This window comes from Rhizobium anhuiense, assembly GCF_003985145.1.
Taxonomy (GTDB): Bacteria; Pseudomonadota; Alphaproteobacteria; order Rhizobiales; family Rhizobiaceae; genus Rhizobium; species Rhizobium anhuiense.
In genome coordinates this window covers 130,812-157,678 of the sequence record NZ_ML133529.1, presented here as the reverse complement: position 1 = coordinate 157,678, position 26,867 = coordinate 130,812, and the positions used below count along the sequence as shown (strand labels likewise).

Below are 26,867 nucleotides of genomic sequence, written 5' to 3'. Positions count from 1 at the left end.
CTGCTGACCGGACGGATTTTCGAACAAAAACCCTTAAATGGATCGCCGCGCCAGACCGCAGCCGGATTGATATCCGGCCGCGGAGGCATGACAATCATTTCGGCAGGAGGCCGTTTTCCTTGAGGAAATCGACCGCCACATCCTTGGCTTCCTCGTGATCGGTTTCGACCTTGGCATTGAGGACCCGCATCTTTTCGTTGTCGAGATGGGAGCCGACCGCTTCGAGCAGTTCGGCAACCTTCGGGTTGGCCTTCAGCACGTCCTGGCGGACAACAGGCGCCACGTAGTAGGGCGGAAACAGACCCTTGTCGTCTGCCAGCGGCACGAGATTCTTCGAGCCGATCTGCCAGTCGGTCGCCGCACCATTGGCAACGTCGATATCCTTTTGTTCCAGCGCGTCGTAACGAAGACCAAGCTTGGCGAACTGCTTGAACTCCTTGAACTCGGCGTCGTAGACGCGCTTCAGGCCGGGCAGGCCGTCGGCGCGATCCGGAAATTCGGCGCCGCCGCCGAAGACCAGTGTCTTGGAGACCTTGGCGAGATCCGACAGGCTCTTCAGATTGTTGGCCTGCGCCGTTTCTTGCCGGACGACGATGACATAGCCGTTATTGATCCCGCTCGGCTTCAGCCATGTGAGATTGAACTGCTTGGCGTAGAAGTCCTTGACCTGCGTATAGACCTTGTCGGCGTCGGTCGACATCTCGCCCTTGACGACGGATGCGAGCGCCGTGCCGGTATATTCCGGATAAAGATCGATCTCGCCGGCCACCAATGCCTGGTGCGCAATCAGCGTGCCGCCGAGGTTGATCTTGCGCTCGACGGTGAAGCCGGCATTTTCCAGAACGGCTGAATACATTTCAGCGAGGATGAACTGCTCGGTGAAATTCTTGCTGCCGACCTTGATGGTCTCTGCGGATGCAGACTGGAACATGGCGGTTGCCATGATGCCGGCTGCAAGGATGCCCTTTGTCCAATTTTTCATAGTCATTCCCTCTTGTTGACTTTTCAATGAACGAACCGGCGGCGTTCCCCGGAATAGCCGTCGGCATGACCGGTCGGCGCCCTGCCCTTCTTGGTGGGGCAGTGGCGAACCGGGCTTACTGCGGGCCAAGCCCGATCAATGCGGCGATCGTCGCAAAATCCGGCCCTTGCGCGCGATCCTCATCAAGCGCCGGGACGTGGTTGCGGACGAAAGCATAGGCCTCAGCCGATCCCTTGCCCAATTCGCCTGAGACGCCGCGCAGCTCGACGGCCTGCGCCGAGGCAATCAGTTCAATTGCAACGAGATAACGCAGGCGCTCGACGATCGCCTGCGTCTTTGCCAAAACGCTCGGCGCCATCGACGCTTGGTCTTCGACGCCATCGGCGACGGGAAAGGGCGAGAGCGAAACCGGCATGGCGAGATGGCGGATTTCGGCTTCCATGGCCGAGACGGTCTTTTGCACGGTCGCAAAACCGGTCCGGCTCTGGCCCATCGGGGTCAGGAAGCGCGGGAGGTCGGACATGCCGGGCGACATGATCTTCATGATCCGATAGGCGGTGCCTGCCGCACAATGCGCCATCGCCTGCCCCAGCCTTTCCCAGGCGAGCACAAAAGCGGTCATGTCGAAATTGCCGTGTGCAAGAATGACGCCTTCGGAGGCGATGACGACAGGATTGTCGCTGGAGCTGACGAGATCTATCTCCGTCGCCTGCCTTGCCTCATCGATCGCATGCCTCATCGCGCCCCAGACCTGCGGCGTGCAGCGGTAGCTCAAAGGATCCTGGAGACGTCTTGCGGCATCGGCCGCAAGCAAGGAGCTTCCCGAAAGCAGTTCCATCAGTTGAGCGGCGACACGGCGCTGCCCAAAGGCCGGTCTGGCAGCGAGAGCGCGATCGTCGAAGACGCTGACATTGGCCCGGAACGCTTCGAAATTAACGGCAATCGCCTTCAGGGACCAATCGAAGAGCCGCTCGATATCCTCAAGCGCCAGGCAGGCAAGGCCGATGGAGAGACTGTTGGCCACGACAAGCGCATGCCCGTCCTTCGGCGCCAATTCGAGTTGTTTCAGGCCGGCCCTTTCGAGGGCGATGGCGGCCGGCAGCACTTCGCCGCCAAGCTCGATCTCGCCGAAGCCGAGAAGCGCCCGGCTCATATGGGCAAGCGGAGCCAAATCCGCCGCACCGATCGAGCCCAATGACGGGACGACCGGATGGATATCTGCATTGATGGCGGCGATCAGACCACGAAACACGTTCAGCGAAATGCCGGAGCCGCCCGCCGCCATGCCGGCAGCCCTGACGGCCATCATCGCCCGCACGGATTCCTGGGCAAGCGGCTTTCCGACGCCGACCGCGCGGGCTTGCGGCACACGCATCTGAAACGCCACCAGATCTTCCGTTGCAAGTCGTGTATCGACCCCCGCTCCCAGTCCTGTCGTCAGGCCATAAACCGGCAGCTCCTTTTCCGTATAGCGATCGACGACGGCGCGCGCCGCCGTAATCCGGGCCTCGACCTCGGCGGAGATTTCGATCCTGGCGTGACGACGGGCAATTGCTGCGATGTCCTCGATCGTCGGCGGCGACGCGCTGAAGGTGATCGATGGAGAATGGGTGGCGCTCACTGTTTCTCTCCGAGAATGGCGACGGGCTTCGAGGGACCCTTGGTGGACCGTGCTTCCAGCCGATATTGCGCGCCCGGATAGTATAACAGCGCACAGGTCACGACGGCCTCGCCCGACCAGGTCCTTCGAAAGACGCGCAGGCAAGGGTGATCATTCTTCAGGCCAAGATATTTGCGGATCGTCGTGTCCGGTTTGACGGCCTGGACGATATGTTCGAACGCCGTTATCGGCGCAACCTTCGTCAGATATTCGTTCGGCGTCATGCTGCTGAAATCGGTCGACAGATAGTCGGGCGCGACCAGCGGATTGACGTAGCGCTCCTCGACCTGAATGGGCTGGTCGTTTTCCAGGTGCACGATCAGCGAGTGCATCACCTCAGCGCCGAGCGTCAGTTCGAGCGCGTCGGCAACGTTGGCATCCGCCTTCATCGAGCCGGCCTGAACGACCGCCGCCTTATGCGTGTGACCCCGCTCCAGTATTTCGTCGGCTATGTTGCGGATTTGAAGCAGATCGACGTCGAGGTGCTTTGGCGACACGAAGGTTCCGATCCCGGCGGATCGCTTGAGGACACCCTCGAACATCAATTCCCGCAGCGCGCGGTTCGCCGTCATGCGGCTGACGCCAAATGCCGCCACCAGTTCGCTTTCAGAGGATACCCGGTCTCCCGGCTGCAGCTTGCCTTCGGCGATGTCGGCCAGGATCTGCTCCTTGATCCTGATATAATGGCGCGCCTCGCCGGCGGCTGGTTTGACCGCTTTCGTCATGACAGCCTCGCCATGCCATTGTCGAGGATGGTCACACCCCGTGACGCAACGATCCCCCTGAAGCGAATCTCGGCGTCGTTGCGCCACATCTGCAGGGTGATCGTTTCTCCGGGAAAGATCGGCGCGCTGAACCGCGCCGCGATCGCCCGCAAGCCGATCTTCATGCCTGGATCGATGGCGGCGATGATGGCGTAGCCCGCATAACCGAAGCTGCACAGCCCATGTAGGATCGGCCGATCGAAGCCGCTTCGGCCGGCTGCCTGTGGATCCGCATGCAGCGGATTGAGATCGCCGTTCAGGCGATAAAGCAGCGCGGCGTTGTCAGGGAGGTCGACATTGAATTCGAAGTCCGGCTCGTCGTCCGGGACTTTGGACAGAGGTTCAGGCGCCGTTCCCGCCGAACCGCATCCACCGTCACCGCGGCAGGCGTTCGTCTGGACGATCGTCGCGATCGGCTCATCACCTTCCACGGTTGCGATCATGCGCTCGAAGCTGACGAACATGCCTTTCTCAAGGCCGCGATCGACCACCGACAAGACGCGCGACCGGGAGATCAGCGGCACATCGAGAGGGACTGGCCGGTGGATGGTCAGGCGATGTTCGGAATGCACGAGACGCGCCCAGTAGACACCCGTCTGCTGCATCCACGGGCCTGGATGCGCCACGACATTGGCAAGGGTCGGCGCGGTCACGAGATCGCGTTCATAGACATAGTTCAATAGGTTTTCGTCGAGCGGGTTGGTGCCGTAGCCGACAGACAGGGCGTAGAGGATGGCATCTCTTGCAGTAACCACATGCGTCGCCTGCGGCACCGGGAAATCGAGGATGGATTGGGCCGACAGTGTCACGATGCGGCTCCGCCGGATGCCACGGGTTTGCGAACGCCACCCGACAGGCGGATGCCGCCGTCGACGGAAAGCAATTCGCCAGTGACGAAGTCTGCCCCCTGAACAAGCCAGACAATGGCGCCGGCAACGTCTTCCGGTGTCGCGACCCGGCCGAGCGGCGCGGTTTCCGAAAATCGCTTGGCAATGGCGCCATAGGCATCCGGCCCGAGCGTGTCGCGCATCCAGCGCGTATCGATGATGCCGGGGCAAACCGCGTTCACCCGGATATCGGGACCGCAGGTGCGCGCTAGCGCCAGGGTCAACGCATTGAGCGCACCCTTGGAGGCCGTATAGGCAAGCGAACTGCCGCCGCCGGTAAAGGCAACGTTGGATGAGACATTGACGATCGCACCGCCGCCGCTGTCCCGCATCGCAGGCACCGCCGCCCGGCACATCTGATAGGCGCCGATGACATTGACGCCGAAAACACTCTGAAAATCTTCGGCCGACAATGTCTCCAGATCGAAAGGATCCGATTTGACCGTCGTTGCGGCATTGTTCACCAGGGCGTCGAGGCGCCCCCACCGGTTGACGGCCGTCGCGACCATCCGGCGGCAGGCCGCATCGTCGGCAACGTCGGCCTGGACGATCTCGACCTCCGCGCCCAGGCTGCGGCAGATATCGGCCGTTTCATCGGCCTCTTTGTTGCTGCTGTTGTAATTGACGACCACCCGGGCACCGCTCTCGGCGAACTGCTTCACGCATGCGGCCCCGACGCCTGTTGCCGAGCCCGTGACGATGATGACGGCTCCATCGATTTTCATGGGGCAAAGTCCTTCATGGCGTGGGTGGAAAACAGGCGCGCGTCCATCTGTTTCAGCTGGTCCGACACCGCGACGCCCTTCGGCAGGCGGTCGAGAACATGGGAGGCGAGATCGATGCCGGGGGCAAACTCCGTCAGCATCAGGCATCCCTCGATCACTCGAAAGACCGCCCGCTCGGTGACGACGAGCTGCGACTGCCCTTCCGGCGCAAAGGCCGGGCTCGAACTGATCTGGTCGACATGGTCGACGATCTTGCAAACTCTGCCGTCCCGGATGATGTCGAGCCTGCCGTCGGCAACCGCAATTTCCGCGCCGCCGGCCGAAAATGCGCCGAGATAGACAACACGCCCCGCCGTCTGCGAAATATTGGTGAAGCCGCCGACCCCAACGATGGAATTGTTGAAGCGGCTGACATTGACCGCACCGTGCCTATCCACCTCGGCCATGCCGAGAAAGGCGATATCGAGGCCGCCGCCGTCGTAAAAGTCGAACTGCGAAGCCTGTGGGACGATGGCGGTCGGATTGACGGCAGCGCCGAAGGACAGTTCCTCGGCCGGCACGCCGCCGATCACGCCGGATTCGATCGTCACCGTATAATCGTCGAATCCCTCTTCGCTGGCGATCCGACCGATCCCGGCGGCAATGCCGATGCCGAGGTTGATCGTCGGGCGATGGAGCGGCGCCAACTCCAGGAAGGCACGGCGCTGAATTATCTTATCGGCCGACAGCGGCGCCGGGTGCAGGCGGCTCACCGCCATCCGGACGCGCCCGGTATAGGCGATATTGTCTGTCTCGGCGAAACTGACGCCGTGCTGGGCCGGATTTTCGCAGACGACGACATAATCGACCAGCGCCGCCGGGATGCGAACATCGCCCGGCGGCAGCGAGCCGCGCTCGGCAATCCGCTTGACCTGCACGATGACGACACCGCCGGAATTTCGGCCTGCCTGCGCCATGGCGAGCACGTCGAGCGGAAAGGCTTCGTCCTCGAGGGTGACGTTGCCGTCTTCGTCGGCCGTCGTACCGCGCAAAAGCACGCAGTCGAGCGGCATCGAGGGATAAAGCAGCCATTCCTTGCCGCGCAACGACACGCGCTCGACAAGCGCTCGCGGCGTCGTCGCATTCATGCGGCCGCCGCCATGCAGCGGGTCCATGAAAGAACCGAGCCCGATATGGGTGATCACCCCAGGCTGACCGGCGGCAATCGCCCGATAGAGCTGGGCGATGACGCCTTGCGGCCAACAATGCGCTTCGATCTTTTCCTCGATCGCCAGCCTGCCAAGGCGCGGCGTTCCCCGCCATCCCCCGGCGATCACGCGGGCGACGAGGCCCTCATAGCCGAAATGCCCCATGCCGCGCGTCTGACGATCGCCCGTGCTGGCAGCAAACAGAAGTGTCAGCTTGCGCGGTTTTCCAGTGGCGAGGAAACGCTCCTCCACCGCGGCCGTGATGGCCTCGGGATGGCAGCATCCTCCAAAACCCGAGGCAGCGACCGTCATCCCGTCTTCGAGGAGATCCGCAGCTTGCTGTGAAGAGATGACCCGCATGACGATCTTTGCTTCTCCGCCCTGTATATACAGGCTAGTCGCTGATCGTTTGGAAGGCAACGGGAATTTTTGCAAGTATTTTGGGCACACCACCCCGTCTCAGACGATATTCAGCAGGCCGATCAAGCAAAGCCCAAGCACCGCCAGAGCTAGCAGCGACAGCGCCGCCGCGACGAGGACCCGACCGCCGGTATGGGCGATGGATCTGACATCGACGGAGAGGCCCAACGCGGCCATGGCAGTAACGGTGAAGGCGGCTGATACAGCCGACATCGCGGGCAGCAGCGGCGCCGGGATCGCGTCGAGCGAACGAAGCGTCGCCATGGCCGCAAAACCGAGGATGAACCATGGCAGAACATGGCGGAGATTGATTGCGGCGCCGCCGGGACGGCGACCATGAACTGCGCCGAGCACAAGAATGACGGGGCCGAGCATCATCACGCGGATTAACTTGACGAGCGTGCCCACCTGGGTGCTGACGGCGCCGGCGGAGGCCGTCGCCGCCAATACCTGCGGCACGGCATAGGCTGTCAGCCCTGCGAAAACGCCATATTGTACGGCGCTGAGACCCAGGAACAGATGCAGAAGCGGCAAAGTCAGCACCGCACCAACGCCGAGCAGCGCGGTAAAGGCTATCGAGGCGGCGATATCGTCCGGTTTGGCGCCGATCACAGGTGCTGCCGCGGCGATCGCAGAATTGCCGCAGATCGAGTTGCCGCAAGCAACCAAGGTCGCCAGGCTGGTCGACAGCCCGAAGAGCCGGCCAAGCAGAAAGCTGCCGGCCAAGGACAGCGCAACCAGGACGGCAATTCCACCGACAAGCGGCAGTCCGGCCTGCCGGATGGCGGCCGTGCTGAGCGAGGCGCCCAGCAACACGACGGCAATCTCGAGAAGCGTCTTGGCGGCGAAGTGAATGCCGGGAGTGAAGGTCTGCGGCAGGCGGACCGAGGAGCGCATGGCAATGCCGATCAGAATGGCCAGCACGAGGCTCTCGATCCAGTGCGCGCCGAAAATCATCAGCTGCAACTGCTCAACCAACTGCGCAATGAGCGTGACCGCCACACAAAGGACAAGTCCCGGCAGGACGGCAGGAAGCGACGGGGAACGGGAGGCGGAAACGAGCATCGGCAAGACCTTGCGGAATGCTTCACTGTCCCATACTCAATTGTCGACTTCCATTGAATAGTTTAATATAGTTCATTCGGTAAAATCGAACGATTGCATCATGACTTTCGAACAGCTCTCCATTTTCGTTGCGGTTGCGGAACGCGAGCACCTGACCAATGCCGCCGCGGCGATCGGCCTCACGCCGTCGGCCGTCAGTTCGGCCATCCGCAATCTCGAGGCCTCCTATGGCGTCGAGCTTTTTCACCGTGTCGGACGCCGCATAGAGCTGACATATGAAGGGCGGGTGTTTCTGGGGGAGGCACGAGCCACACTCGCGCGCGCAAAAGCCGCAGCACTCGTCTTGTCCGATCTCGGCGGCTTGCAAAAGGGTGAGCTCGTTGTTTTTGCCAGCCAGACGATCGCAAGCTATTGGCTGCCGGCGATGCTGATGCGTTTCAAGGTCCGCTACCCGGGCATCGACCTCAAGCTGATGATCGGCAACACGACCACGGCGGCGAAAGCGGTTCTCGATGGATTGGCGGAAGTCGGATTCGTCGAGGGCAGCGTTGACGAACCGGCGCTGAATATTCGGCCGCTCGCCGAGGACGAACTCCTTATCGTCGTCGGTCCGCGCCATCCCTGGGCGCGTGGCAAACCGATCGCCCCGGCGGAGCTGGTTTCGGGCACGAAATGGGTCATGCGGGAAAAAGGGTCCGGAACCCGGTCGGCTTTCGAGGCGGCGATTTCCAATCTCGGCATCGGCCCCGCAGATCTGACAGTCGCGCTTGAGCTGCCGTCGAATGAAGCCGTCATATCGGCAGCAAGAGAAGGCCTCTGCGCAACGGTCGTTTCCGGCGCCGTGGCCGCGCCGCTCTTGACGCAGGGTCTGCTGGTTAAGGCGCGCTTCCCTTTGCCGTCCCGCCAATTTGCAATCCTGCGGCACAAACAGAGGCACTCCAGTCGTGCCTCGTTGGCGCTGGAAACGATTTGCCGCGAGGACAAAGCTGCCGAGGTCCAAAATCGGGATGACTGGGCGCTTTAGATCGAAAGCGGTTCGGCCGAACCCCCTGTTATTACGCCGATTCCCGGCAAAACCGCTTCGCGCTTCGCCTGGGAAAACCGCGTTAAGCCTCTGATACAATGCTTTCCGCGGCCTTTTCGGCAATCATGATTACTGGCGAGTTGGTATTGCCCGAGACGATCGTCGGCATGATCGAGGCATCGACCACCCGCAGTCTCGCAAGACCATGCACCCGCAATTGCGGATCGACAACCGCCATGGTGTCGCTGCCCATCTTGCAGGTGCCGACCGGATGGAAAATCGTTGTGGCGATATCGCCGACCCGACGGATCAGGTCCTCGTCACTCTGATATTCCGTGCCCGGCAGCATCTCCTGCGGCCGGTAATTGCGAATGGCATCGGCCTCCATCAGCCGGCGGGCATGCCGGATCGATTTCGTCGCAACCATCCGGTCGCCGGCTGTCGAAAGATAGTTCGGGCGGATTTCCGGCGCCATGCAAAGGTCCGGGCCGCCAACATGCACGCTCCCCCGGCTTTCCGGCCGCAGATTGCAGACGGAGACGGTGACAGCGGGATATTTATGCAGCGGCTCGCCGAGCCGGTCTGTGCTCAAGGGCTGCACGTGATATTCGAGATCGGCGGTCGCAACAGCCGGATCGCTCTTGGCAAAGATACCGAGCTGGCTCGGCGCCATCGACAGCGGACCGGACCGGCGCAGCATATATTCAAGCCCCATACCCGCTCGGCTGAACAAGTTGTGATAGAGCTGGTTCAGCGTCTTTGCGCCCTCGATGCGGAAGACCGTACGGATCTGCAAATGGTCCTGCAGGTTTTCGCCGACACCCCGAAGTTCGTGGGCGACGTCCAGTCCGGCAGCGGACAACACATCCGGGCGACCGACGCCGGAAAGCTCGAGGATTTTCGGCGAATTGATCGCACCGGCAGACAGGATGACCTCGCGATCGGCGCGAGCCAGATGTTTCTGCCCGTTCAGCCGGAACCGCACGCCGGTCACCATCCTGCCGTCGAATTCCAGCCGCTCGGTTTCGGCGCGGGTCAGCACGCGCAGATTGGGCCGCTTCATCGCCGGGCGCAGAAAGGCCTTTGTCGTGTTCCAGCGCAGGCCGCCGCGCTGATTGACCTCGAAATAGCCGGAGCCCTCATTGTCGCCATCGTTGAAATCGTCGGTTTTTGGAATGCCGAGCTCCTCGGCCGCATCGCGAAAGGCATCGAGGATCGGCCAGGAAAGCCGTTGCTTTTCCACCCGCCATTCGCCGCCTGCCCCGTGCATCAGCGACTTCCCGCGATAATTGTCCTCGGATTTCAGGAAATAGGGCAGCACGTCATCCCAGCCCCAGCCGGAATTGCCGGCTTGCCGCCAGCCGTCATAATCGGCCGCTTGGCCGCGCATATAGATCATGCCGTTGATCGACGAGCAGCCGCCCAGCACTTTTCCACGCGGATAAGGCAGTGACCTGCCGTTCAGTCCGGCTTCCGCCGCCGTCTTCATCATCCAATCGGTGCGCGGATTGCCCATGCAATAGAGATAGCCGATCGGCACATGCACCCAGTGATATCGGTCGCTGCCGCCGGCTTCGAGCAGCAGGACGCGAGTTTTCGGATCGTGCGACAGCCGGTTGGCCAGAACGCATCCCGCCGATCCCGCGCCGACGATGATGTAGTCGTAGCTTCCCGCATCGATGGCCCCATCATTCACCCGCATGTTCATGCCGCCGCTCCCGCTGCCAGCGGAACCGCCGTCAGACGCCGCCAGAGCGGTGCCATTGCCTCGGCGATATCCTGATAGAGAGCGTAGCGCCGCGCATAATGTGCCTCAAGCGAGACATCCGGACGATAATGCCGCTCGGTCCGGACCATGGCCGCAGCACCGGCGCCGAAGTCTGCGAAGACACCGACGCCGGTTCCGGCTGCAATCGCCGCTCCCAGCGCACCGGTTTCACGCGAGCGGGCAACGCTGACCGGAACGCCGAGCACATCGGCAAAGATCTGAGGCCAGATCAGGCTGCGCGAGCCGCCGCCGGACAGCACGGCTTCGTTGAAGACCGCGCCGGCCTTTCGGATCGCCTCGATGTGCTGGCGATGACCGAAGGCGACGCCCTCAAGAAGCGCGCGAACGAGATGCCCCTTGGTGTGCCAACCGGCAAGACCGTAGAAGCCGGCGCGTGCATGGCCATCCTGCTGGGCGCCGTAGAGATACGGATGGTAAAGCGGGTCGTCTGCAGCGGGTTCGATCGCCTCGGCCAGCGCGCAGCAGGCATCGAAGGGCGAAACGTCTTCCGCATGCTCGCCTTCGAAAAACTCCCGCACCAGCCATTCGAGATTGGCAGCCGAGGTGGCGCTGTTCTCCATCGCCATGTAGCGGCTGCGATCGAAGGTCGACGACATGAACACCGGCCCGTCGAGGTCGGGGCCATCGATGATGACCTGGTTGATACTCCAGGTGCCGGCGATGATCGAGGCGCTGCCGGTGCGTGAAACGCCCGAGCCGAGCGCCGAGGCGACGACGTCGAACAGCCCGCCGACCACAGGAGTACCGGCGGCGAGCCCGGTTTGCGTCGCCACTTCTTCCGTTACCGTGCCGGCAATGTCGGCGCTTTCGATGAGCGGCGGCAAGAGGTCCATGCAATCTCCCAGTCCATAGGCCTCCATCAGCGCCTTGTCGTAGCGGCGCGCGGCAAGATCCAGCAGACCGGCACCCGACATATCGGACACCTCGCTGACGCGGCGGCCGGTCAGGCGGTTGACGACGAAATCCTTGGAGAAGAACACCGTACCGATGCGGTTGAACAGATCCGGCCGGTGACGCTTGAGCCAGGCAAGCAATGTCGGCGTCTGGGATGGCCACGGACGCTGGCGGGCAATCGGATAGGTCCGGTCACCAATGCCGGCCTCTCGCCATTCATCGACCAGGCCGGCGGCCCGCGTGTCGAGCGACTGGATGCCGAGCAGCGGAGCGCCGTCACGATCAAGCGCATAGAGACCGTTGCCATGCCCGGCGCAACCGATCGCGGCGATTTCCTCCGGCTGGATCTCCGCCTTTTCGATGCAGGCGCGGATGACCTGCCGTGCATTCGTCCAGAGTTCGTCCAGCCCTCGCTCGACATGCCCCGGGCTCGGCATGCGGCTGTGCCCTTCTTCGGACGCAGCCGCGATCTCGTTGCCGCTCAGGTCGAAAATCACCGCCTTGATGACGGTGTTTCCGGCGTCGAGCCCCAAAAGATAGTTTCCCATGCTGAACCCCTCCCAAGGTTCGAGATCGCATTCAACCCTGCTGGTAGAGCGCAAACGCCTGATCGCCGCTCGCATCCTCGTGCACGATCGCCATCAGTCCGCGCACCACGGCCCTCGGATTGGCGTGCTGATAGATGTTGCGGCCATAGACCATGCCTAGAGCGCCTTGTCGCATCAAGGCCGCCGATTTGTCGAAGACGGCACGAAGATCTTCCCTGCCGCCACCGCGGACGAGAACCGGGCAACGGGCTGCTTCCACCACCCTGTGGAAATCCTCGGCATTGGTGGTTGGGTCGGCCTTGACGATATCTGCGCCCATCTCACGGGCGAGCCGCGTCAACGTCACAATCTTGTCCGCGTCACCATCGACCATATAACCCCCTTTTTCGGTGACCGGCTGCATCACCAGCGGCTCGATCATCAGCGGCATGCCATACCTGTCGCAATCGCCCCGCACGCGGGAAATGTTCTGCACGCACTGGCGGAACAGGTCCGGCTCATCAGGCAGCATGAACAGGTTGACGACGACGCAGGCTGCATCCATCTCGATCGCGCCGATCAACGGTTCGGCGTCGTTCTGCAGCACCGCCCACATGTCGCGGTGGCGGATTCGGTTATAGGGATTGCCCATGTCGATGCGCATGACCAGCGCCGGCTTGTCCTTGCCGGGCACGTCCTGCAGCAGGTCCGCTTGGCCGTAATTCATCTGGATCGCATCCGGCGCGGCAGAGACCAGCGCCTTGACGACGGCCTGAATGTCCTCCAGCCCGTTGAGGAAGGACGGCTCGTTGCAGACGCCGTGATCGATCGCCACATCGAGGCAGCGGCCGCCGCCGAACAGCCGGTTCATCCGGACTTTGCTGTTGTGTCGCATTCTGTGCTCCTTGGTTCGTTCCTTGCGGAAAGCATGTCTTCGTCGACGCCGTGGCGTTCGTTGAGAAGGGTGAGAAAGCGGACGCGCTCACTGGCGCGATGCGCGAGCGTCCAGTTCTTATCCTGCGCCAGCAGGTCGAGTGCTGCGTCCATCATGTCGAGTGAAAGCTCGCCCGAAACGGCAAGCGTCGTGCGCCGCAAAAGCAGGTCGTCGAGATGTTCCACCGCTTCCTCGCGGATCAGGAACTGCAATTCGCGCACCGAGTAGGCGGCGTGCGGCAGCGCTTCATCGGGGCTTGGCGCGATGAAGCCGGCAATCGCCTCGGCATCCGTGCCATATCGGGCAAACAGCTCAGCCATGCGCCCTGCGGAAAGGCCTTTGCTGGCTGCCATCTGCGCTAGCCAGGCGGGCGTGTTCGCGGGAAAGGCCCGACCGCCGCCGATCGGCCGATCGGTTGTCGCAACGCGGCGCCGCCTGCCGAGCCTTTCCAGAGCCATGTCGGCCGCCAGTTCCCCGAAGGACCGGAATGTCGTCCACTTGCCGCCGATCATGCAGAGCACCGGCGCACCGCCATCGGGAGGCTCCAGCATGGTGCAGAAATGATCGCGCGGGATGCGTCCGGTAAAGCTGTCGGTGCTCGCCGGCAGCGGCCGCACGCCGGAAAACTGAAAAACGATTTGCTCCGGCCGAATGGTGATATCGGGCAGCACGAAGGCAAGCGATTGCAGGATATAATCCCGCTCGTCCGCCTCGCAGCGCACCGTTTCCGGATCATCGACGCGGATATCGGTGGAACCGACGAGAACCTTACCGAGATAAGGAAAAGCGATACAGATCCGCCCGTCCTCGTTCTCGTAGTAGATCATGTGATCGGCAAGTGCGTCGCGCAGCTCCGCATTGTCGATGATGAGATGCGAGCCCTTGGTGCCGCCCATCAGTGGTGACGGCCGTGCTTCTGGCGAAAACAGGGTTTGATTGGCAAGGTCGATCCAGCCACCGGTGGCGTTGATGATCAGCGCCGGTTCGACGGCAACGGACGCGCCGCCGATCTGATCCTCGACGTGATACTCACCATTTTCGGTACGCCGCAGTTCGGCATAGTTCAGCGCCATCACTCCGAACTTTGCCAAAAGACCATCCTGTAGGAGCTCGATGCCCAACCGCTCCGGATGGCTGACCCAGGCGTCGAAATAGGTGGCGGAACTCTTGATGTCGGGATTGAGCGCCGGCCACTTGGCAAGCGTTGTGCGCCGGCCGCGAAACTGGTGGCGCGGCATCAATGCCCGTTTGCGCGTCAGGAAATCATAGATGCTCAGGCCCGCCTTGATGGCGACGGCGCCACGTCGGCTCGGACGGCGGCTGAGGCCAAGGAAGCGGACAATGCCATTGCCGAGGCCGGAAAAGATATCGAACACCGGCACCGTCGTCGGCAGCGGCGCGACGTAATGCGGCGCGTTGCGCAGCAGCCGGTCCCGCTCGACCAGCGATTCCTGCACCAGCTTGAATTCGCCGTTTTCAAGATAGCGAAGCCCGCCATGGACCATGCGCGACAACGCCGAACTGGCACCGGAGCAATAGTCGTGCTTCTCGACGAGCAGCACGTTCAGCCCCTGCAGGGCCAGTTCCCGAAAGACGCTGATGCCGTTGATGCCGCCGCCGACGACGCAGACGTCCACCTTCGGGCTCTGGCGGAGCCCGTCCAATATTTCTTGCCGTTTCATGATGGCGATCCGCTACCTGTCCATATCAGTCAGTTTCGCCGCTATGGCCGTATCGATGGCCGCAAGATCGGCCGTATCCAGCCGGATGGTCCCGGCCCGCGCATTGTCGAGCGCTTGTGCCGGATTGCGCGCCCCGCAAAGTGCAAAGGTGACGCCCGGCTGCGCCAGCGTCCAGGCAATCACGATCTGGGCGATGCTGGCGCCGTGTTTTTCTGCGAGCGGCCGGATGGCGTCGGCGAGCGCCGCTGCCTTCTGGCGGTTGTCGACTGAAAAGCGCGGATTGTCCTTGCGCTGGTCGTCGCCGGAAAACACACGGTCCGGACCGATGGTGCCGGACAGCAACCCCAGCGCCAGCGACGAGTAACTCAGCGTCGCTATGCCGTTGGCCTTGGTCAGCGGCAGAAGCTCTGCCTCGATCTCGCGGTCGATCATGCTGAACCGCTCCTGGATCGCGTCGAGACCGCCGGCAGCGAGATAGGCATCGAGGTCGTCGGAACTGACATTGCTTGCGCCGATCGCCCGGATCTTGCCCGATGTTCGCAGGTCTTCCAGCGCCCGCATCGTTTCCTCGATCGGGGTCGTCGGGTCCTGCCAATGGGTGATGTAGAGGTCGATATAGTCGGTTCCGAGCCGCCTCAGGCTTTCCTCGACCTCATGCAGGATCGCATCGCCGCCGAGATAACGGTGGACCGGCTTGCCGTCTTGGTCGAAGAAATGACGGCCCTTCTGCGTATGCCAGACAAGGCCGCATTTGGTGGCGATCACAGCCTTGTCGCGTCGCCCAGCCAACGCTTTGCCGACGATCTCTTCGGAACGTCCAAGCCCATAGGCTGGCGCCGTGTCGATCAGCGTTACGCCGGCGTCAATCGATGCCTGGATTGCGGCGATGGATTCGGCCTCGTCGGTCCCGCCCCACATCCAGCCGCCGATCGCCCAGGTGCCCAGCCCGACCGCCGAGGCGGAAACGCCGGATTTGCCGATCTCACGTGTCAATTGCTGTCCATTCATGCCCATTTTCCTTCGCCATTCGCCAGTGCCAGCACCCGCGCACCTGTCGCCTCATCGGTCACCAGCGTATCGAGATGATTGCCCCTGAGAACGCTGAGGATTGGGCCTGCCTTGTTCGGCCCGCTCGCCACGCCGATCTTGGTGGGGATCGAGGCGAATTCCGGCAGCGTCAGCGACACCAGCGACCGGTTGAGGCTGTAGTCGCAGACCTGGCCATGATCATCGAGCAGATGCGCCAGCAATTCGCAGGAGGCGCCGGACCGCTCGATCGCGGCGCGGTCGGTGCTCGAGGAGGGATGCAGGTCGTAATAGCTCGAATCGTCCGACAGGATCGAGCCGATGCCGACCACCGCGACCTTCGCCTCGCGCGCCCGTTTGAAAACGTCGGCGACGGCACGCATGTTGATCAGCATTGCCCGCTGCTCGGCATCGTCGGCAAAGAGCGGCGCGTGAATCTGGTAGGAACGTCCCCCAAGCCGGTCGGCCATCAAGGTCGAGACATGGTTGACGTCGGTATAGTGCTTACCCTGCACGCAGCCCGTTGCTGGAATGACCTCGACATTGAAACGACGTGACGGCTGCAAGCCGGCGACGACGGCGCTCACGCCTTTGCCTCCCGTGATGCAGATCGTATCGCCATCGATGATCTCTTCCAGCAGCAACCGCGCTGCCGCTTCGCCGACGGCCTGAAGCGCCGTTTGCGGATTGTCGGACACAGTCGGCACCACCACGGCGCGGCCGATGCCACCAAGCGCTCGCAGCTGTTCCTCCATATCGACCAGCGGCTCGACCGGCGACTTGATCTTGATCTCGACCAGGCCGAGTTGCCGGCCGCGCTTGATCAGGCGGTTGACGGTAGCATGCGAGATGCCGAGTTGATCGGCAATCTGCGCCTGTGTCAGTCCCTCGAGGAAATGCAAGACCAGGGCCTGGTGCATCTGCCGGGCGATGACGATTTCCTCGCGCGGCGCGTTTGCGGGTTTGAGTTTGGCTATCGGCATGTCAGGCAGCCTTCCGCTTGTGCAGGAAATGGTCGATCGAGACGGCAGCAAGCAGAATGCAGCCTTTAATCATGTCTTGCCAATAGACGGACACGTCGAGCAAGATCAACGAGCTTGTAACGACCGACAGGAGGGCAATGCCGAGAATTGCCCCCAAGATCGTGCCGGAGCCGCCATTCAGCGACGCGCCGCCAATCACCGCGGCTGCGATGATATTGAGCTCCATGCCGACGCCGAAGGTCGGGGTCGCGGCGCCGAAGCGGGACATGTAGATCACCCCGGCAACCCCCGACAGCGTGGCGCAAAGCACCGTCACCCAGAACTTCACCTGGTTGGTCTTGATACCGGAATAGAGCGCCGCCTTCTCGTTGCTGCCGGTGTAGAACACCTTGCGGAAGGCGGTTGCCCGGCGCAGCAGGAAATCGAACAACACGACGACCGCAACAAAAATCAGGATCACATAGGGGACGCCGTAGAACGTGCCTTGCCCGACCGCCTTGAACGAAGGCGGCAAGGTGAACAGCGACAGCGGCGTGCCCTTGGTGATGATCAGGCAGATGCCGCGCACGATGACCATCGCCGCAAGCGAGGTGATGAAGTGGTTGAGCCCGACGACCGTGACGAAAAAGCCCATGACGCAGCCGATCAGGCTGCTGGCTATGATCCCGATCAGGGATGCGCTCCACGGATCGAGCCCCATCAGGAACAGCGAGCCAGACAATACCATCGAGAAGCAGACGACCGAGCCGACCGACAGGTCGATGCCGCCGACGATCAACAGGATGGTCATGCCGACGACGACGATTCCCTCCACCGAGAACGACATCAGCATCGCCCGGAAATTGCCGAGCGTCAGAAAATGCGGCGAGGCAAAGCTCATGACGATGCAGAGCGCCAGGATGATCGCGATCAGTCCCGCCTCGCGCATTGTCCCCAGCCGTTTCCAGCCGGGCGCGCGTGCCTGATGTACCGTTGCCAATGTAGCGTCCGCCATGACCTTGTCTCCCGCCCCTGCGTTTTCTTTATGCGGCATGCTCTGATGCCTTTGAATTGTTAAGACCGCCGATACCCGACGCGAGCCGCATGATCGCTTCCTCCGTCATCGTCTCGTCCTCGACCTCGCCTGCAACGGTGCCCTCGTGGATGACCAGCACCCGGTCGCATAGACCGAGAAGCTCCGGCAGTTCCGACGAGATGACGACAATGCCGATGCCAGAGCGCGCGAGATCGCGCAGCAGCCGGTGGATTTCCGATTTGGCGCCGACATCGATACCGCGGGTTGGCTCGTCCATCAGGATGACCTTCGGATTGACCGCCAGTTGCTTGGCAATCGCTACCTTCTGCTGATTTCCGCCCGACAGCGACGAGACCGGCATGTCGATGCCCCCCATCCGCACCCCGAGCCGCCGGACCAGCTCGTGGGCACGATCCGCCTCGGCTTTGGAATTCAACAGTCCCAGGGGTCCGGTCAGCGATTTCAAATCGAGAACGGCAATGTTCTGGGCGATGGAAAGATCGAGGAAGATGCCGGAGCCTTTCCGGTCTTCCGACAGGTAGACGACACCCGCCTGCGCGGCCTTCGCATAGGAGTGCGCCGGCAGCCGCTGTCCATGCAGTTGCACCTCGCCGGCGATCACCGGCCGCAACCCGCAAATGCCTTCGGCTATCTCGGTGCGCCCGGAGCCGATGAGCCCGCCGACGCCGAGAATTTCGCCCTTGCGCAGTTCGAAGCTCACATCCGTAAAGCGGCTGCCGTCGCCGAGATCGCGGACGCTCAGAATGATCTCGCCGGTCCGCTCCGCCGGCGCTTGCTTTTCTGGATAGAGCTGGGTGATCTCGCGCCCGACCATGCGGCGCACGACATCATCCGGCGTCAAGTCCGCCACCGTCTCCGTCGAGACATAGCGGCCATCGCGAAAGACGGTGACCCGGTCGCACAGGCTGAAGATTTCGGCCATGCGGTGGCTGATATAGATGATCGAAATACCCTGCGCCTTGAGGTCGCGGATGATCCCGAACAGGACCTGCGCCTCCGCTTCCGTCAGAGCCGCCGTCGGTTCGTCGAAGATCAGCACCCGGCAATCGAGCGTCAGTGCCTTGGCGATCTCGACAAGCTGCTGGCTTGATATCGACAAGTCGCCGACTTTGCGGCGAACATCGATCGGCGCCAGACGGTTCATCACGACCTGCGCATCCCGTTCCAGCCTGCCATAATTCATGAAAGGCGAGCGGCGGCGGTTGGTCGCGGCCATGAACATGTTCTCGGCCACCGTCGCATCCGGGCAAAGCGCGATTTCCTGATGCACGAGGCCAAGCCCGAGCGATTGCGCCACCGCCGGCGACGCCACTTTTATCGGCACGCCATCGACAAGGACGTCCCCGTCGGTCGGCTGCAGCACGCCGGCAATGATGTTCATCAGCGTCGACTTGCCCGCGCCGTTTTCGCCGCAAAGTGCATGAACCTCGCCTTTTTCCAGGTTGAAGCTCACATCCGTCAACGCCTTCACTGCACCGAAGTGCTTGCTGACATTGCGGATTTCCAGAACCGGCACCGACGCCACCATAATTTCCTCCTCACGCTCGCGATGGCTGCCCGGAGCTTGAAGCCCCGGACAGCAGGCACAAAGGTTTACTCCTCGATGCCCTTGGTGCCCCGCCGCTTCAGGTACTTGTCCCAGTAGAAGTCGTCGGCATTATTGGCCGTGACGATCGACAGGCCGTTGTCGACGAACGGAATGCTCATCGGGTTGAAGCTGGCGCGCTTGGCGTCGTTCATCGGGTCGATGAGTTCGGGATGCTTGGCGAGCCACAGGAGCATGAAGCCCATGTAACCCTGCATGCCCTGGTTCGGGTTGATCGAGCCGAACACTTCGCCCGCCTTGATCATGTCGAGGATGTTGGCGTTGACGTCGGCGCACATGACGAGGATCTTGCCGCCGCTTTCCTTGTTGGCCTGCGAAGCGCCGATGGCCGAGTTCGCTTCCGGCATGAAGACGGCGCCAAGGTTCGGATGTGCCTGCACCAAGCTCATCAAGCCCTGATAGGCCTTGTTCGGGTCCTGGTTGGACGCAGCGCGGCCGACCAGCTTCATATCAGGATACTTTTCGTCCATTCGGGCGATGAAGGCGGCGATACGCTTGTCGTGGTTGTCCTGGCCCGGATTTTCCAGAACGGCATATTCACCCTTGCCCCCCATCTTTTCGGCAATCGCGTCGGCCGCATAGGTGCCTTCGCGGGTATTGTCCGACGTGATGAACGAGATGCGCTTGGACAGCGGCGCGTCGGCTGCGAAGGTGACGACCGCCGTGCCCTGATCGATGGCCCGGTTGATCGGCTCGATGAACGGATCGGAGTTCATCGGATGAACGAGGATACCGGCCGGGTTCTGGGCCAGCGCCTGGTCGAAGGTGGCGATCTGTTTGTTGACGTCATATTCCGGCGTGCCGGTATAAGCCGTCTCGCAACCGAGCTGCTGACCGGCCTGCTTGAACATTTCATAGACCGGGAACCAATATTCGACGCCCGAAACCATGACATTCATGACGTATTTTTCACCGGGCTTGCAGCGGAACGGATTTTCCGCGTCCGCGCTGGCCACGCCGGCATAAAGCGTCGATGCGAGGACCGCCAATGCGGTCGTGCTTAGAAATCTGCGCAAGTTTCCTCCTCGAGGCCGAAGCCCCTCCCAAATATCCGGCGGCGCCTCAGCGGCTGCCGATGATCCATTGAAGACCGGAGTTCCTCCTCGAAGTCCGGTATGGGCAGATAATCGCAACGGCGGAGCGGTGTCAATATAATTCATCATGTGAAATATATTTCAAACGTCAGCGTCCTGCATGGCGATTGTTGCCCGCATTTGGCGCTCGAAGGCACCGCTTCATGAGAGGCACTTGATGCGGCGGCTGATGAAGCCGTGGGTCGACAGGCCTGAAGACGGTCGTTTGCGGGTTCGACTGCAATCTCTTCAACCGGCCCATTGACATCGGCAGGGTTAAGGCCGAAGCCGCACTCGGCCGCGTATTCGCGGCCGCTTTTGCAAGGATGTCTAAAATGAAGACCGAGACTGGTGTAGCCAATGCCGGAAACCTGATCATAACAGGCGTCGTGCTGATGCTGCTTGGCGATCTGCTTTTTGCGCTGAACGATGCGATGGGCAAGTGGCTTGTTGCGAGCTTTGCCGTCGGTCAGGTGCTGGTGATCCGCTCGGTCGGCGCTTTCATTGTGCTCGGACCAATGATCCTGCGGCAAGGACCGATGGGTTTGTTCCGCGTCGAGCAGAAGGGCCTCCAGTTCATACGCGTTTTCATGGCGACTTGCGATGTCGCGCTGTTTTACGCCGCCGTCGCCTATCTGCCGCTCGCAGACGTCATGACCTTCTATATGGCCGGGCCGATCTACATTGCGGCGCTCTCGCATTTCTTTCTCGGAGAAAAAATCGGCTGGCGGCGTTGGCTGGCCGTTCTGATCGGCTTCGCAGGCGTCGTCATCGCGCTGCGTCCGTCAACCGCAATGCTGTCGCTTCCGTCGCTCTTCGGCCTTGCGGGCAGCCTTGCCTTTGCACTGTCGCTGGTGATGAGCCGCTATCTGCGCTCGACCAGCGACACGACGCTCGTGACATGGCAGACGGTCGCCGCGCTCATCACCGGCATCGTTTTGAGCATCGGCCATTGGCAGCCGGGGACGATTGTCGACTGGTCCGGCATGTTGCTCCTCGGCATCGTCGCCACCTGCGCGCATCTGCTGATCACCCGCTCGCTGAAGCTTGCACCGGCATCGCTGCTCGCGCCGCTCCAATATACGCTGCTGCTCTGGGCGATCATCCTCGGCTACCTCTTCTTCAATGATGTTCCCGACATGCAGGTCATCATCGGCGCCGCAATCATCGTCGTTGCCGGGCTCTTCATCTTCCACCGGAAGAATCTGAAAGAAACGGTTCCGATTGAGGCCGTCCCGCCCGACGGCCATTGAAGCTACAGCGCTGCTTATCTTCAGAGGGATAGAGACATAGTCACGTGGACTTTCCACGGAACAATCTGGACGCTTGCACGCTACTCCCGAGCATTCAAACACGGGAGATCACAATGGCGTCCATGACCCTCGAAGACCTATCCTCGCAACTGAAGAAGATCGATTTCTGCATGCTGTCTACGAACGCCGGGTCGGGCCGCATCTCGGCCCGACCGATGAGCAATAACGGCGACGTCGAATATGACGGGGATTCCTGGTTCTTTTCGTATGAAGACAGCAGAAAAATCACCGAGATCGAAGGCATCGACGCCGTCTCGCTGACGTTCACGGCGCCTCCCAGCCTCCTCGGCAAGCCGGGGATTTTCATCGCTGTCGAGGGCTTTGCCTCACTGGTACGGGACAAGGCGACATTTGAAGAACATTGGGTCCCCGATCTCGAGCGGTGGTTTCCTGAAGGAGTGGACACTCCTGGGATCGTTCTCATCAAGGTTTCGGCGTCCTCCATCCGGTACTGGGATGGAGAGGAAAACGGTGAGATCGCCCTGCCTGGCTCCGCGCGTTAAGGAAAGCATGGCCGCCCCTGCGCCCTTGCATGTTTCGATGATGCACACGGCCCGTTCTATGGATCTAATGGCCCGCCCCGCATGATGTGAGGCTGGCGCGCATTGGTCGGCAGATCACGTCAATGACCACTCTCATCCACCGGCGGCGGCTCCCAGCCGAACACGCTGCGGCCGCCGAAATCCGCGGAGTGCCGGAATTCGCCGGCGATGATTTCCTTGAGGTCGGGGCCGGTCACATAGCGTTCCATCTGCCTGGATTGGTCGTCCAGGCGCCGCAGCGCCTGCAACTCCTCCTCCCGCCCCAGCTTGCCCTTCTGCACCGCCGATTTCATCACGGCGATGGTCTCGTCATAGACCTTGAGCGGAACCGGAAAGGGATGTCGGTCCTTGCCGCCATGGGCGATCGAGAAGCGCGCCGGATCGGAAAAGCGGCAAGGCGCGCCGTGGACGACTTCCGCCACCATCGCCAGCGCCTTCACCGTGCGGGCGCCGACGCCTGGAACCAGCAGCAGCTCTTCGAAATCCGCCGGTCCGCGATCGGCCGCGGCGGCCAGATTTCCGTGCAGGCGCCGCATATTGACGTCGCTCTCGCGGACGTCGTGATGGGCGGGCATGATCAGGTGCGGCAGCATCGGCTGTTCGGCAGGTTCGGGCGCGGGTTCTTCGGCACGCAGCAGCGCGGCGGCCTCGCGGATGATCCGGTCGGGGCCGAGCGTCGCCAGCAGATCGAGCTGGCCGCGCCGCGAGCGCTCGGCGCGCCTGTCGGCCAGATTGACGATCTCGCCCTGGCTCCTTCCCTCGATTGCCGCATGCGGCGAGTCGACGAAACTCTCCAGCCCTTCCGACAGCCAGTGATAGCGCCGGGCCTGCCGCCTGTCGCCATTCATACCCTGCTGCACCACCACCCAATGGCCGTCATCGGCAACAATGAACCCGTGGAGATAAAGATCGAACCCGTCCTGAAGGGCAGCACTGTCGACCTTGGCGATGAGACGGCTCGTGGTCGCCAGCCCCTCTCCGTCGAGACCGACACGCTCGCCGATCGAGACAAGCTCCTGCGGGGTCTTGCGCGAATGCGCGCCGCGACCGCCGCAGACATGCAGGCCGAGTTCGCCGGCACGCGGCTTCAGCCCACGCTTCAGCGCCCCGAGAACGCTGGTGGTGATGCCGGAGGAATGCCAGTCCATGCCCATGACCGCACCGAAGGACTGGAACCAGAAGGGATGCGCGAGCCTGCGCAGGAATTCGTCGCGGCCATAGTGATGGACGATCGCCTCGGTGATCAGCGTGCCGAGCCGCGTCATCCGATCGCCGAGCCAATGCGGCACACGTCCCCCGTGAAGGGGAAGATCGGCGCTGCCTGCTCGTTGTGACATCTCGTTTCCTTGCACTTTGTATCGCCCGTCGTTGCCGGCATGTTCGCCTCATCCGGCGCGACAGGGAACCCAAAAATATTCCAGGCGTTTGCTCTCCCAGTGAGAGGCCGAGGCAATCATGACGACATTCGAAACCATCTTCAATGACCCGAACTTGCCCCAGACAAAATCACAACGACCAGGCGACCGCCCAAAACAGGAGGGCGGCGCCTTGCGCTTGGAAGGAAGCGCGGCGAAGGCAGCCTTCCTGATCAACGGCAACAGCTATTTCGCCGAACTGGCGCGCGTGCTGCGGCAGGCGCGGCGCACCGTCTGGATCATCGGATGGGATTTCAATCCCGACATCCGGATGCAACCGGAAAAATCCGACGAAACATTGGCCGATCTGCTGCATGCCCTGGCCGCGGCAAATCCCAAGCTTGAAATACGCATCCTCATCTGGACGCTCGGGCCGATCTATTCGGAGAAATCCCTGCAGGTGCTGCGAAAGAAGAACTTTCCCAGGAATGCACGGATCGATCTGCGCTTCGAGCTTCAACCGACATTGCGCGGCTGCCACCATCAGAAACTCGTCTGCATCGACGACGCCGTCGCCTTCATCGGCGGCATAGACCTGACGTCGCGGCGATGGGATACCCGGCGCCATCGCGCCGAGGAGAAACTGCGGCGCGACCCGGAGGGCGTTTCCTACGATCCGCTGCACGACGTTCAGGCAATGGTCACCGGCGATGCCGCCAGGCTGATCGGCGACATCGCCAGGCAGCGCTGGGAAAATGCCACCGGCGAGATCCACCTGCCTTTGGCCGAAAATATCCGCTTCGTCTGGCCGGACGATCTCGCCATTTCCATGAGGGAGGTTGCGGTCAGCTTCGCGCTGACGGAGCCTTCGACCGCACTTCGCCCCGGCATTAGCGACGGCATCGCCATGACATTGGACGTCATCGCCCGCGCGCGGCGGCAGCTCTACATCGAGGCGCAATATCTCGCCTCTTTCCGCGTTGCCGACGCCATTGCCGCGCGGCTGCAGGAGGAAGACGGGCCTGAGGTCGTCATCATCTGTACGCGCAGTTCTCACGGACTGATCGAAAAGCTCGTCATGGGCGGCAATCGCGACCGCGTCATCCGCCGCCTCAAACGCGCCGATCGCGCCGGCCGTTTGCGCGTCTATTACGCGGTCACGCCGGGAGAGGACGGCGAGGTGGAGGTGCTCGTCCATTCCAAACTGATAATCGCCGATGACGAACTGGTCCGCATCGGCTCCTCCAACCTCAACAATCGCTCGGAAGGGCTGGATTGCGAATGCGACATGCTGTTCGAGGCTGGCAATGACGAGCACCGCGGCGCAATCGCGGATTTGGGCAATCGCCTGCTTTCGGAATATCTCGGAACCAAACCCGAAAGCTTTGCCGCAGCCTTTGCGCAAAGCGGCTCGGTCATCGCTGCGGTCGATGCGCTCAATGACGGGCCTCGGGGCTTGCGAGAATTCACCGTTGCGCTGTCGGGCAGCATTTCACCGATTACAGGCACAGGGCTCTTCGACCCGGTTCGACCCTTCGCACCCTTAGACCGACTGGGCCTCGGCGCGCTCGTCCGCCTCCTCATCCGGCCGGCGTGATCTCCGCCGGAAGATCATCTCGCTGATGACGAGAAGCGTGGATCCGAGCGCCAGCGGGATGAAGAAATAGGCGCAGCGGAACGCAATCAGCGCGCCGATCGAGGCCTCCTTCGGCACGGCATAGGAAACGGTCGCCTCGAGCACGCCGAGGCCGCCCGGAACATGTGTTGCGAGAATTGCCGAATTGGCGAGCACGTAAGCCGTCACCGACCGGAAAAAGGCGACGTCGCCAAAGGCCGAGAGCATCTGGTGCAGACAGGCGGAGACGAGCATGAAGTTGAGCGTCCCGACCCCGACCTGCGCGACCGCGGTCGAAAATCGCGGCAGCTGAAACGACCAGCGCCACAGCCGCAACGTGCCGCGGATGAAGAACGCCAGGCCCGTATAGACAACCGGCACGACCAGCGCCACCGCGCCGAAGATGCGCACACTCCCCGGATCAATGCGCAGCAGACGCCCAGCATCACCGGGATTGACGATCATCGCGAGACCGCTAAGCGTGATCAGCCCCAACCCCACCGTGACGCCACAAAACAGTATGACCTTCGCCACGTCCTCCGCCGTCAGCCCCCAGCGAGAATAGAAACGATAGCGGAAGGCGCCGCTGCTCAGGCCGGCAAAGCCGATATTGTGGCCGAGCGACAGGCTGATGAATGAAGTCAGCGCTATCCTGGAATAGGGCAAGGATTTGCCGAGCGAACGGATCGCCAGCAGATCGAAACAGCTGAGGCACAGATAGGATGCCGCCGCAAACAGAAGGGCTGTGCAGAAGGTCGAAAAAGGAATGCTGCGAACCGACTGGACGATCTGCTCGAGACTATACTGTTGGAAGATCCGATAGAGGAGAAAGACCGCAAGGCAAAGCGCGGCCATGAGCAGTCCATTCCAGATTACGCTTTTCAAGCTCATCGATTGTCCGTTTCCGAGATGCGAGCGCGACGGCTCGATGATCTGGAACGATCAAACGAGTTCTGTGTTCCCAAGGAGAACACGTTCTATGTTCTCCCTGGGGAGGAACGAGTTCCGTGTTCTCCCGGAGGGAACAAGCTTTTCAGCGGGGCCAATGCCGGATAAATCGATCAAACTTCTGACCTATAACGTGCACAGTTGTCTCGGCAGCGACCGGAAGCTCGATCCCGGCCGCATCGCTTCCGTCATCGCCGAGGCCGGGGCCGATATCGTCGCGCTTCAGGAGGTCGATGTCCTCAGGCGCAGGACCGGCGGCGTCGACCAGGCCCATATGATTGCCTCGCTGCTGAAGATGCAGGCGCATTTCCATCCGGCGCTGTCGGTTGCCGAGGAGCAATATGGCGACGCGATCATCACCGCGCTGCCGACAGGCGCGGTCAAGGCCGGCCCGCTGCCATCCATCGGCGAACAGCGCGGAGCGCTGTCCGTCGAAATACTGGTCGGCGACCGAAAACTGCTGGTCGTCAACACCCATCTCGGCCTTCGCGGCCGCGAGCGTATCCGGCAGATGACGACACTGCTGAATTCCGGCTGGCTGCGCGGCACGGCGGACGAAGCGCTTCCCAGCATTCTTTGCGGCGATTTCAACGCCATTCCGTCGTCGGCGGCTTACCGACTTGCCGCGCGCTCATTAAAGGACGCCCAACTCGCAGGCAGCAACGCGCCGAGAGCGACCTTTCCATCCCGCTACCCGCTGATGCGCCTCGACCACATCTTCGTTACCGAGGATCTGATCGTCAAACAGGCGGCGGTCCTGGAAAACCGGCTGACAAGAGTCGCCTCCGACCACCTGCCTCTGCTAGCGGAAATCGGTTTCGCGTGATCAG

23 protein-coding genes are annotated in these 26,867 nt (G+C 62.0%); 5 read left to right on the top strand and 18 right to left on the bottom strand.

All coding sequences use genetic code 11. The features are described from left to right. Window positions 1-94 precede the first annotated feature (94 nt). The 7 genes from EEQ99_RS21860 to EEQ99_RS21830 form a co-directional block, all read right to left on the bottom strand. The gene (locus tag EEQ99_RS21860; protein ID WP_097543771.1) at window positions 95-982 is read right to left on the bottom strand and encodes a glycine betaine ABC transporter substrate-binding protein; all 888 of its coding nucleotides are present in this window, start codon (window positions 980-982) and stop codon (window positions 95-97) included. Between the two features lie 115 nt (window positions 983-1,097). Next, complete coding sequence (locus EEQ99_RS21855; protein ID WP_097543770.1) at window positions 1,098-2,603, bottom strand: HAL/PAL/TAL family ammonia-lyase; 1,506 nt, start codon at window positions 2,601-2,603, stop codon at window positions 1,098-1,100. Then, on the bottom strand, window positions 2,600-3,367 hold the full coding sequence (gene hutC / locus EEQ99_RS21850) for a histidine utilization transcriptional repressor HutC (RefSeq protein ID WP_097543769.1): 768 nt from the start codon (window positions 3,365-3,367) through the stop codon (window positions 2,600-2,602). Before hutC ends, EEQ99_RS21855 begins: the two co-directional genes overlap by 4 nt. After that, on the bottom strand, window positions 3,364-4,215 hold the full coding sequence (locus EEQ99_RS21845; RefSeq protein ID WP_127431090.1) for a MaoC family dehydratase: 852 nt from the start codon (window positions 4,213-4,215) through the stop codon (window positions 3,364-3,366). The genes hutC and EEQ99_RS21845 overlap by 4 nt, the downstream gene beginning before the upstream one ends. Beyond that, window positions 4,212-5,018, bottom strand: a complete 807-nt coding sequence (locus EEQ99_RS21840; protein ID WP_097543767.1) for an SDR family NAD(P)-dependent oxidoreductase — start codon at window positions 5,016-5,018, stop codon at window positions 4,212-4,214. The genes EEQ99_RS21845 and EEQ99_RS21840 overlap by 4 nt, the downstream gene beginning before the upstream one ends. Then, on the bottom strand, window positions 5,015-6,565 hold the full coding sequence (locus EEQ99_RS21835) for an acyl CoA:acetate/3-ketoacid CoA transferase (RefSeq protein WP_097543766.1): 1,551 nt from the start codon (window positions 6,563-6,565) through the stop codon (window positions 5,015-5,017). The genes EEQ99_RS21840 and EEQ99_RS21835 overlap by 4 nt, the downstream gene beginning before the upstream one ends. Before the next feature lie 99 nt (window positions 6,566-6,664). Further along, window positions 6,665-7,690, bottom strand: coding sequence for a YeiH family protein (locus EEQ99_RS21830; protein WP_063473749.1), 1,026 nt, complete (start codon window positions 7,688-7,690; stop codon window positions 6,665-6,667). Between the two features lie 100 nt (window positions 7,691-7,790). On the opposite strand from EEQ99_RS21830, the gene EEQ99_RS21825 reads away from it, so the two are divergent. Then, window positions 7,791-8,714 (top strand): LysR family transcriptional regulator, encoded by a 924-nt coding sequence (locus EEQ99_RS21825; RefSeq protein WP_097543765.1) that lies wholly within the window; start codon window positions 7,791-7,793, stop codon window positions 8,712-8,714. Window positions 8,715-8,796: 82 nt separating this feature from the next. Here the strand turns inward: EEQ99_RS21825 and EEQ99_RS21820 are convergent, their stop codons facing one another. The 9 genes from EEQ99_RS21820 to EEQ99_RS21780 form a co-directional block, all read right to left on the bottom strand. Then, entirely contained in the window at window positions 8,797-10,422 is a 1,626-nt protein-coding gene (locus tag EEQ99_RS21820) for a GMC family oxidoreductase (RefSeq protein ID WP_164735951.1), read from the bottom strand. Beyond that, complete coding sequence (locus tag EEQ99_RS21815) at window positions 10,419-11,945, bottom strand: FGGY-family carbohydrate kinase (RefSeq protein ID WP_097543764.1); 1,527 nt, start codon at window positions 11,943-11,945, stop codon at window positions 10,419-10,421. The genes EEQ99_RS21820 and EEQ99_RS21815 overlap by 4 nt, the downstream gene beginning before the upstream one ends. 31 nt (window positions 11,946-11,976) lie before the next feature. After that, on the bottom strand, window positions 11,977-12,819 hold the full coding sequence (locus EEQ99_RS21810; protein ID WP_097543763.1) for a class I fructose-bisphosphate aldolase: 843 nt from the start codon (window positions 12,817-12,819) through the stop codon (window positions 11,977-11,979). Beyond that, window positions 12,792-14,540: a glycerol-3-phosphate dehydrogenase/oxidase gene (locus tag EEQ99_RS21805; protein WP_063473754.1), complete on the bottom strand. Its 1,749-nt coding sequence runs from the start codon at window positions 14,538-14,540 to the stop codon at window positions 12,792-12,794. The genes EEQ99_RS21810 and EEQ99_RS21805 overlap by 28 nt, the downstream gene beginning before the upstream one ends. Before the next feature lie 12 nt (window positions 14,541-14,552). Next, a complete protein-coding gene (locus EEQ99_RS21800) occupies window positions 14,553-15,548 on the bottom strand; it encodes an aldo/keto reductase (RefSeq protein WP_047619220.1) in 996 nt (331 codons plus the stop codon). Then, window positions 15,545-16,549, bottom strand: coding sequence for a sugar-binding transcriptional regulator (locus EEQ99_RS21795; RefSeq protein ID WP_063473755.1), 1,005 nt, complete (start codon window positions 16,547-16,549; stop codon window positions 15,545-15,547). The genes EEQ99_RS21800 and EEQ99_RS21795 overlap by 4 nt, the downstream gene beginning before the upstream one ends. Before the next feature lies 1 nt (window position 16,550). Next, complete coding sequence (locus EEQ99_RS21790; protein ID WP_088930321.1) at window positions 16,551-17,543, bottom strand: ABC transporter permease; 993 nt, start codon at window positions 17,541-17,543, stop codon at window positions 16,551-16,553. 28 nt (window positions 17,544-17,571) lie between these two features. Beyond that, window positions 17,572-19,113 carry a sugar ABC transporter ATP-binding protein gene (locus EEQ99_RS21785; protein WP_244604833.1) on the bottom strand — a complete coding sequence of 514 codons (1,542 nt, stop codon included), beginning with the start codon at window positions 19,111-19,113 and terminating at the stop codon, window positions 17,572-17,574. 65 nt (window positions 19,114-19,178) lie between these two features. After that, window positions 19,179-20,207 carry a substrate-binding domain-containing protein gene (locus EEQ99_RS21780; protein WP_047619177.1) on the bottom strand — a complete coding sequence of 343 codons (1,029 nt, stop codon included), beginning with the start codon at window positions 20,205-20,207 and terminating at the stop codon, window positions 19,179-19,181. A 392-nt stretch (window positions 20,208-20,599) separates the two neighbouring features. Here EEQ99_RS21780 and EEQ99_RS21775 point away from each other — a divergent pair, with 392 nt between their 5' ends. Together EEQ99_RS21775 and EEQ99_RS21770 are read left to right on the top strand one after the other, a co-directional pair. Next, the gene (locus EEQ99_RS21775) at window positions 20,600-21,517 is read left to right on the top strand and encodes a DMT family transporter (protein WP_097543762.1); all 918 of its coding nucleotides are present in this window, start codon (window positions 20,600-20,602) and stop codon (window positions 21,515-21,517) included. Between the two features lie 113 nt (window positions 21,518-21,630). Next, the gene (locus tag EEQ99_RS21770; protein WP_047619183.1) at window positions 21,631-22,080 is read left to right on the top strand and encodes a pyridoxamine 5'-phosphate oxidase family protein; all 450 of its coding nucleotides are present in this window, start codon (window positions 21,631-21,633) and stop codon (window positions 22,078-22,080) included. Between the two features lie 119 nt (window positions 22,081-22,199). On the opposite strand, the gene EEQ99_RS21765 is transcribed toward EEQ99_RS21770, so the two are convergent. Beyond that, the gene (locus EEQ99_RS21765) at window positions 22,200-23,456 is read right to left on the bottom strand and encodes a DUF763 domain-containing protein (RefSeq protein ID WP_097543761.1); all 1,257 of its coding nucleotides are present in this window, start codon (window positions 23,454-23,456) and stop codon (window positions 22,200-22,202) included. 118 nt (window positions 23,457-23,574) lie between these two features. Between EEQ99_RS21765 and EEQ99_RS21760 the strand changes: the two genes are divergently transcribed. Next, entirely contained in the window at window positions 23,575-25,071 is a 1,497-nt protein-coding gene (locus EEQ99_RS21760; protein WP_127431089.1) for a phospholipase D-like domain-containing protein, read from the top strand. Here EEQ99_RS21760 and EEQ99_RS21755 read toward each other — a convergent pair. Continuing rightward, on the bottom strand, window positions 25,018-25,980 hold the full coding sequence (locus tag EEQ99_RS21755; protein WP_097543759.1) for a lysylphosphatidylglycerol synthase domain-containing protein: 963 nt from the start codon (window positions 25,978-25,980) through the stop codon (window positions 25,018-25,020). The two genes, EEQ99_RS21760 and EEQ99_RS21755, sit on opposite strands and share 54 nt — an antisense overlap. Window positions 25,981-26,134: 154 nt before the next feature. Between EEQ99_RS21755 and EEQ99_RS21750 the strand changes: the two genes are divergently transcribed. Next, window positions 26,135-26,863, top strand: a complete 729-nt coding sequence (locus tag EEQ99_RS21750) for an endonuclease/exonuclease/phosphatase family protein (protein ID WP_127431088.1) — start codon at window positions 26,135-26,137, stop codon at window positions 26,861-26,863. Window positions 26,864-26,867 lie beyond the last annotated feature (4 nt).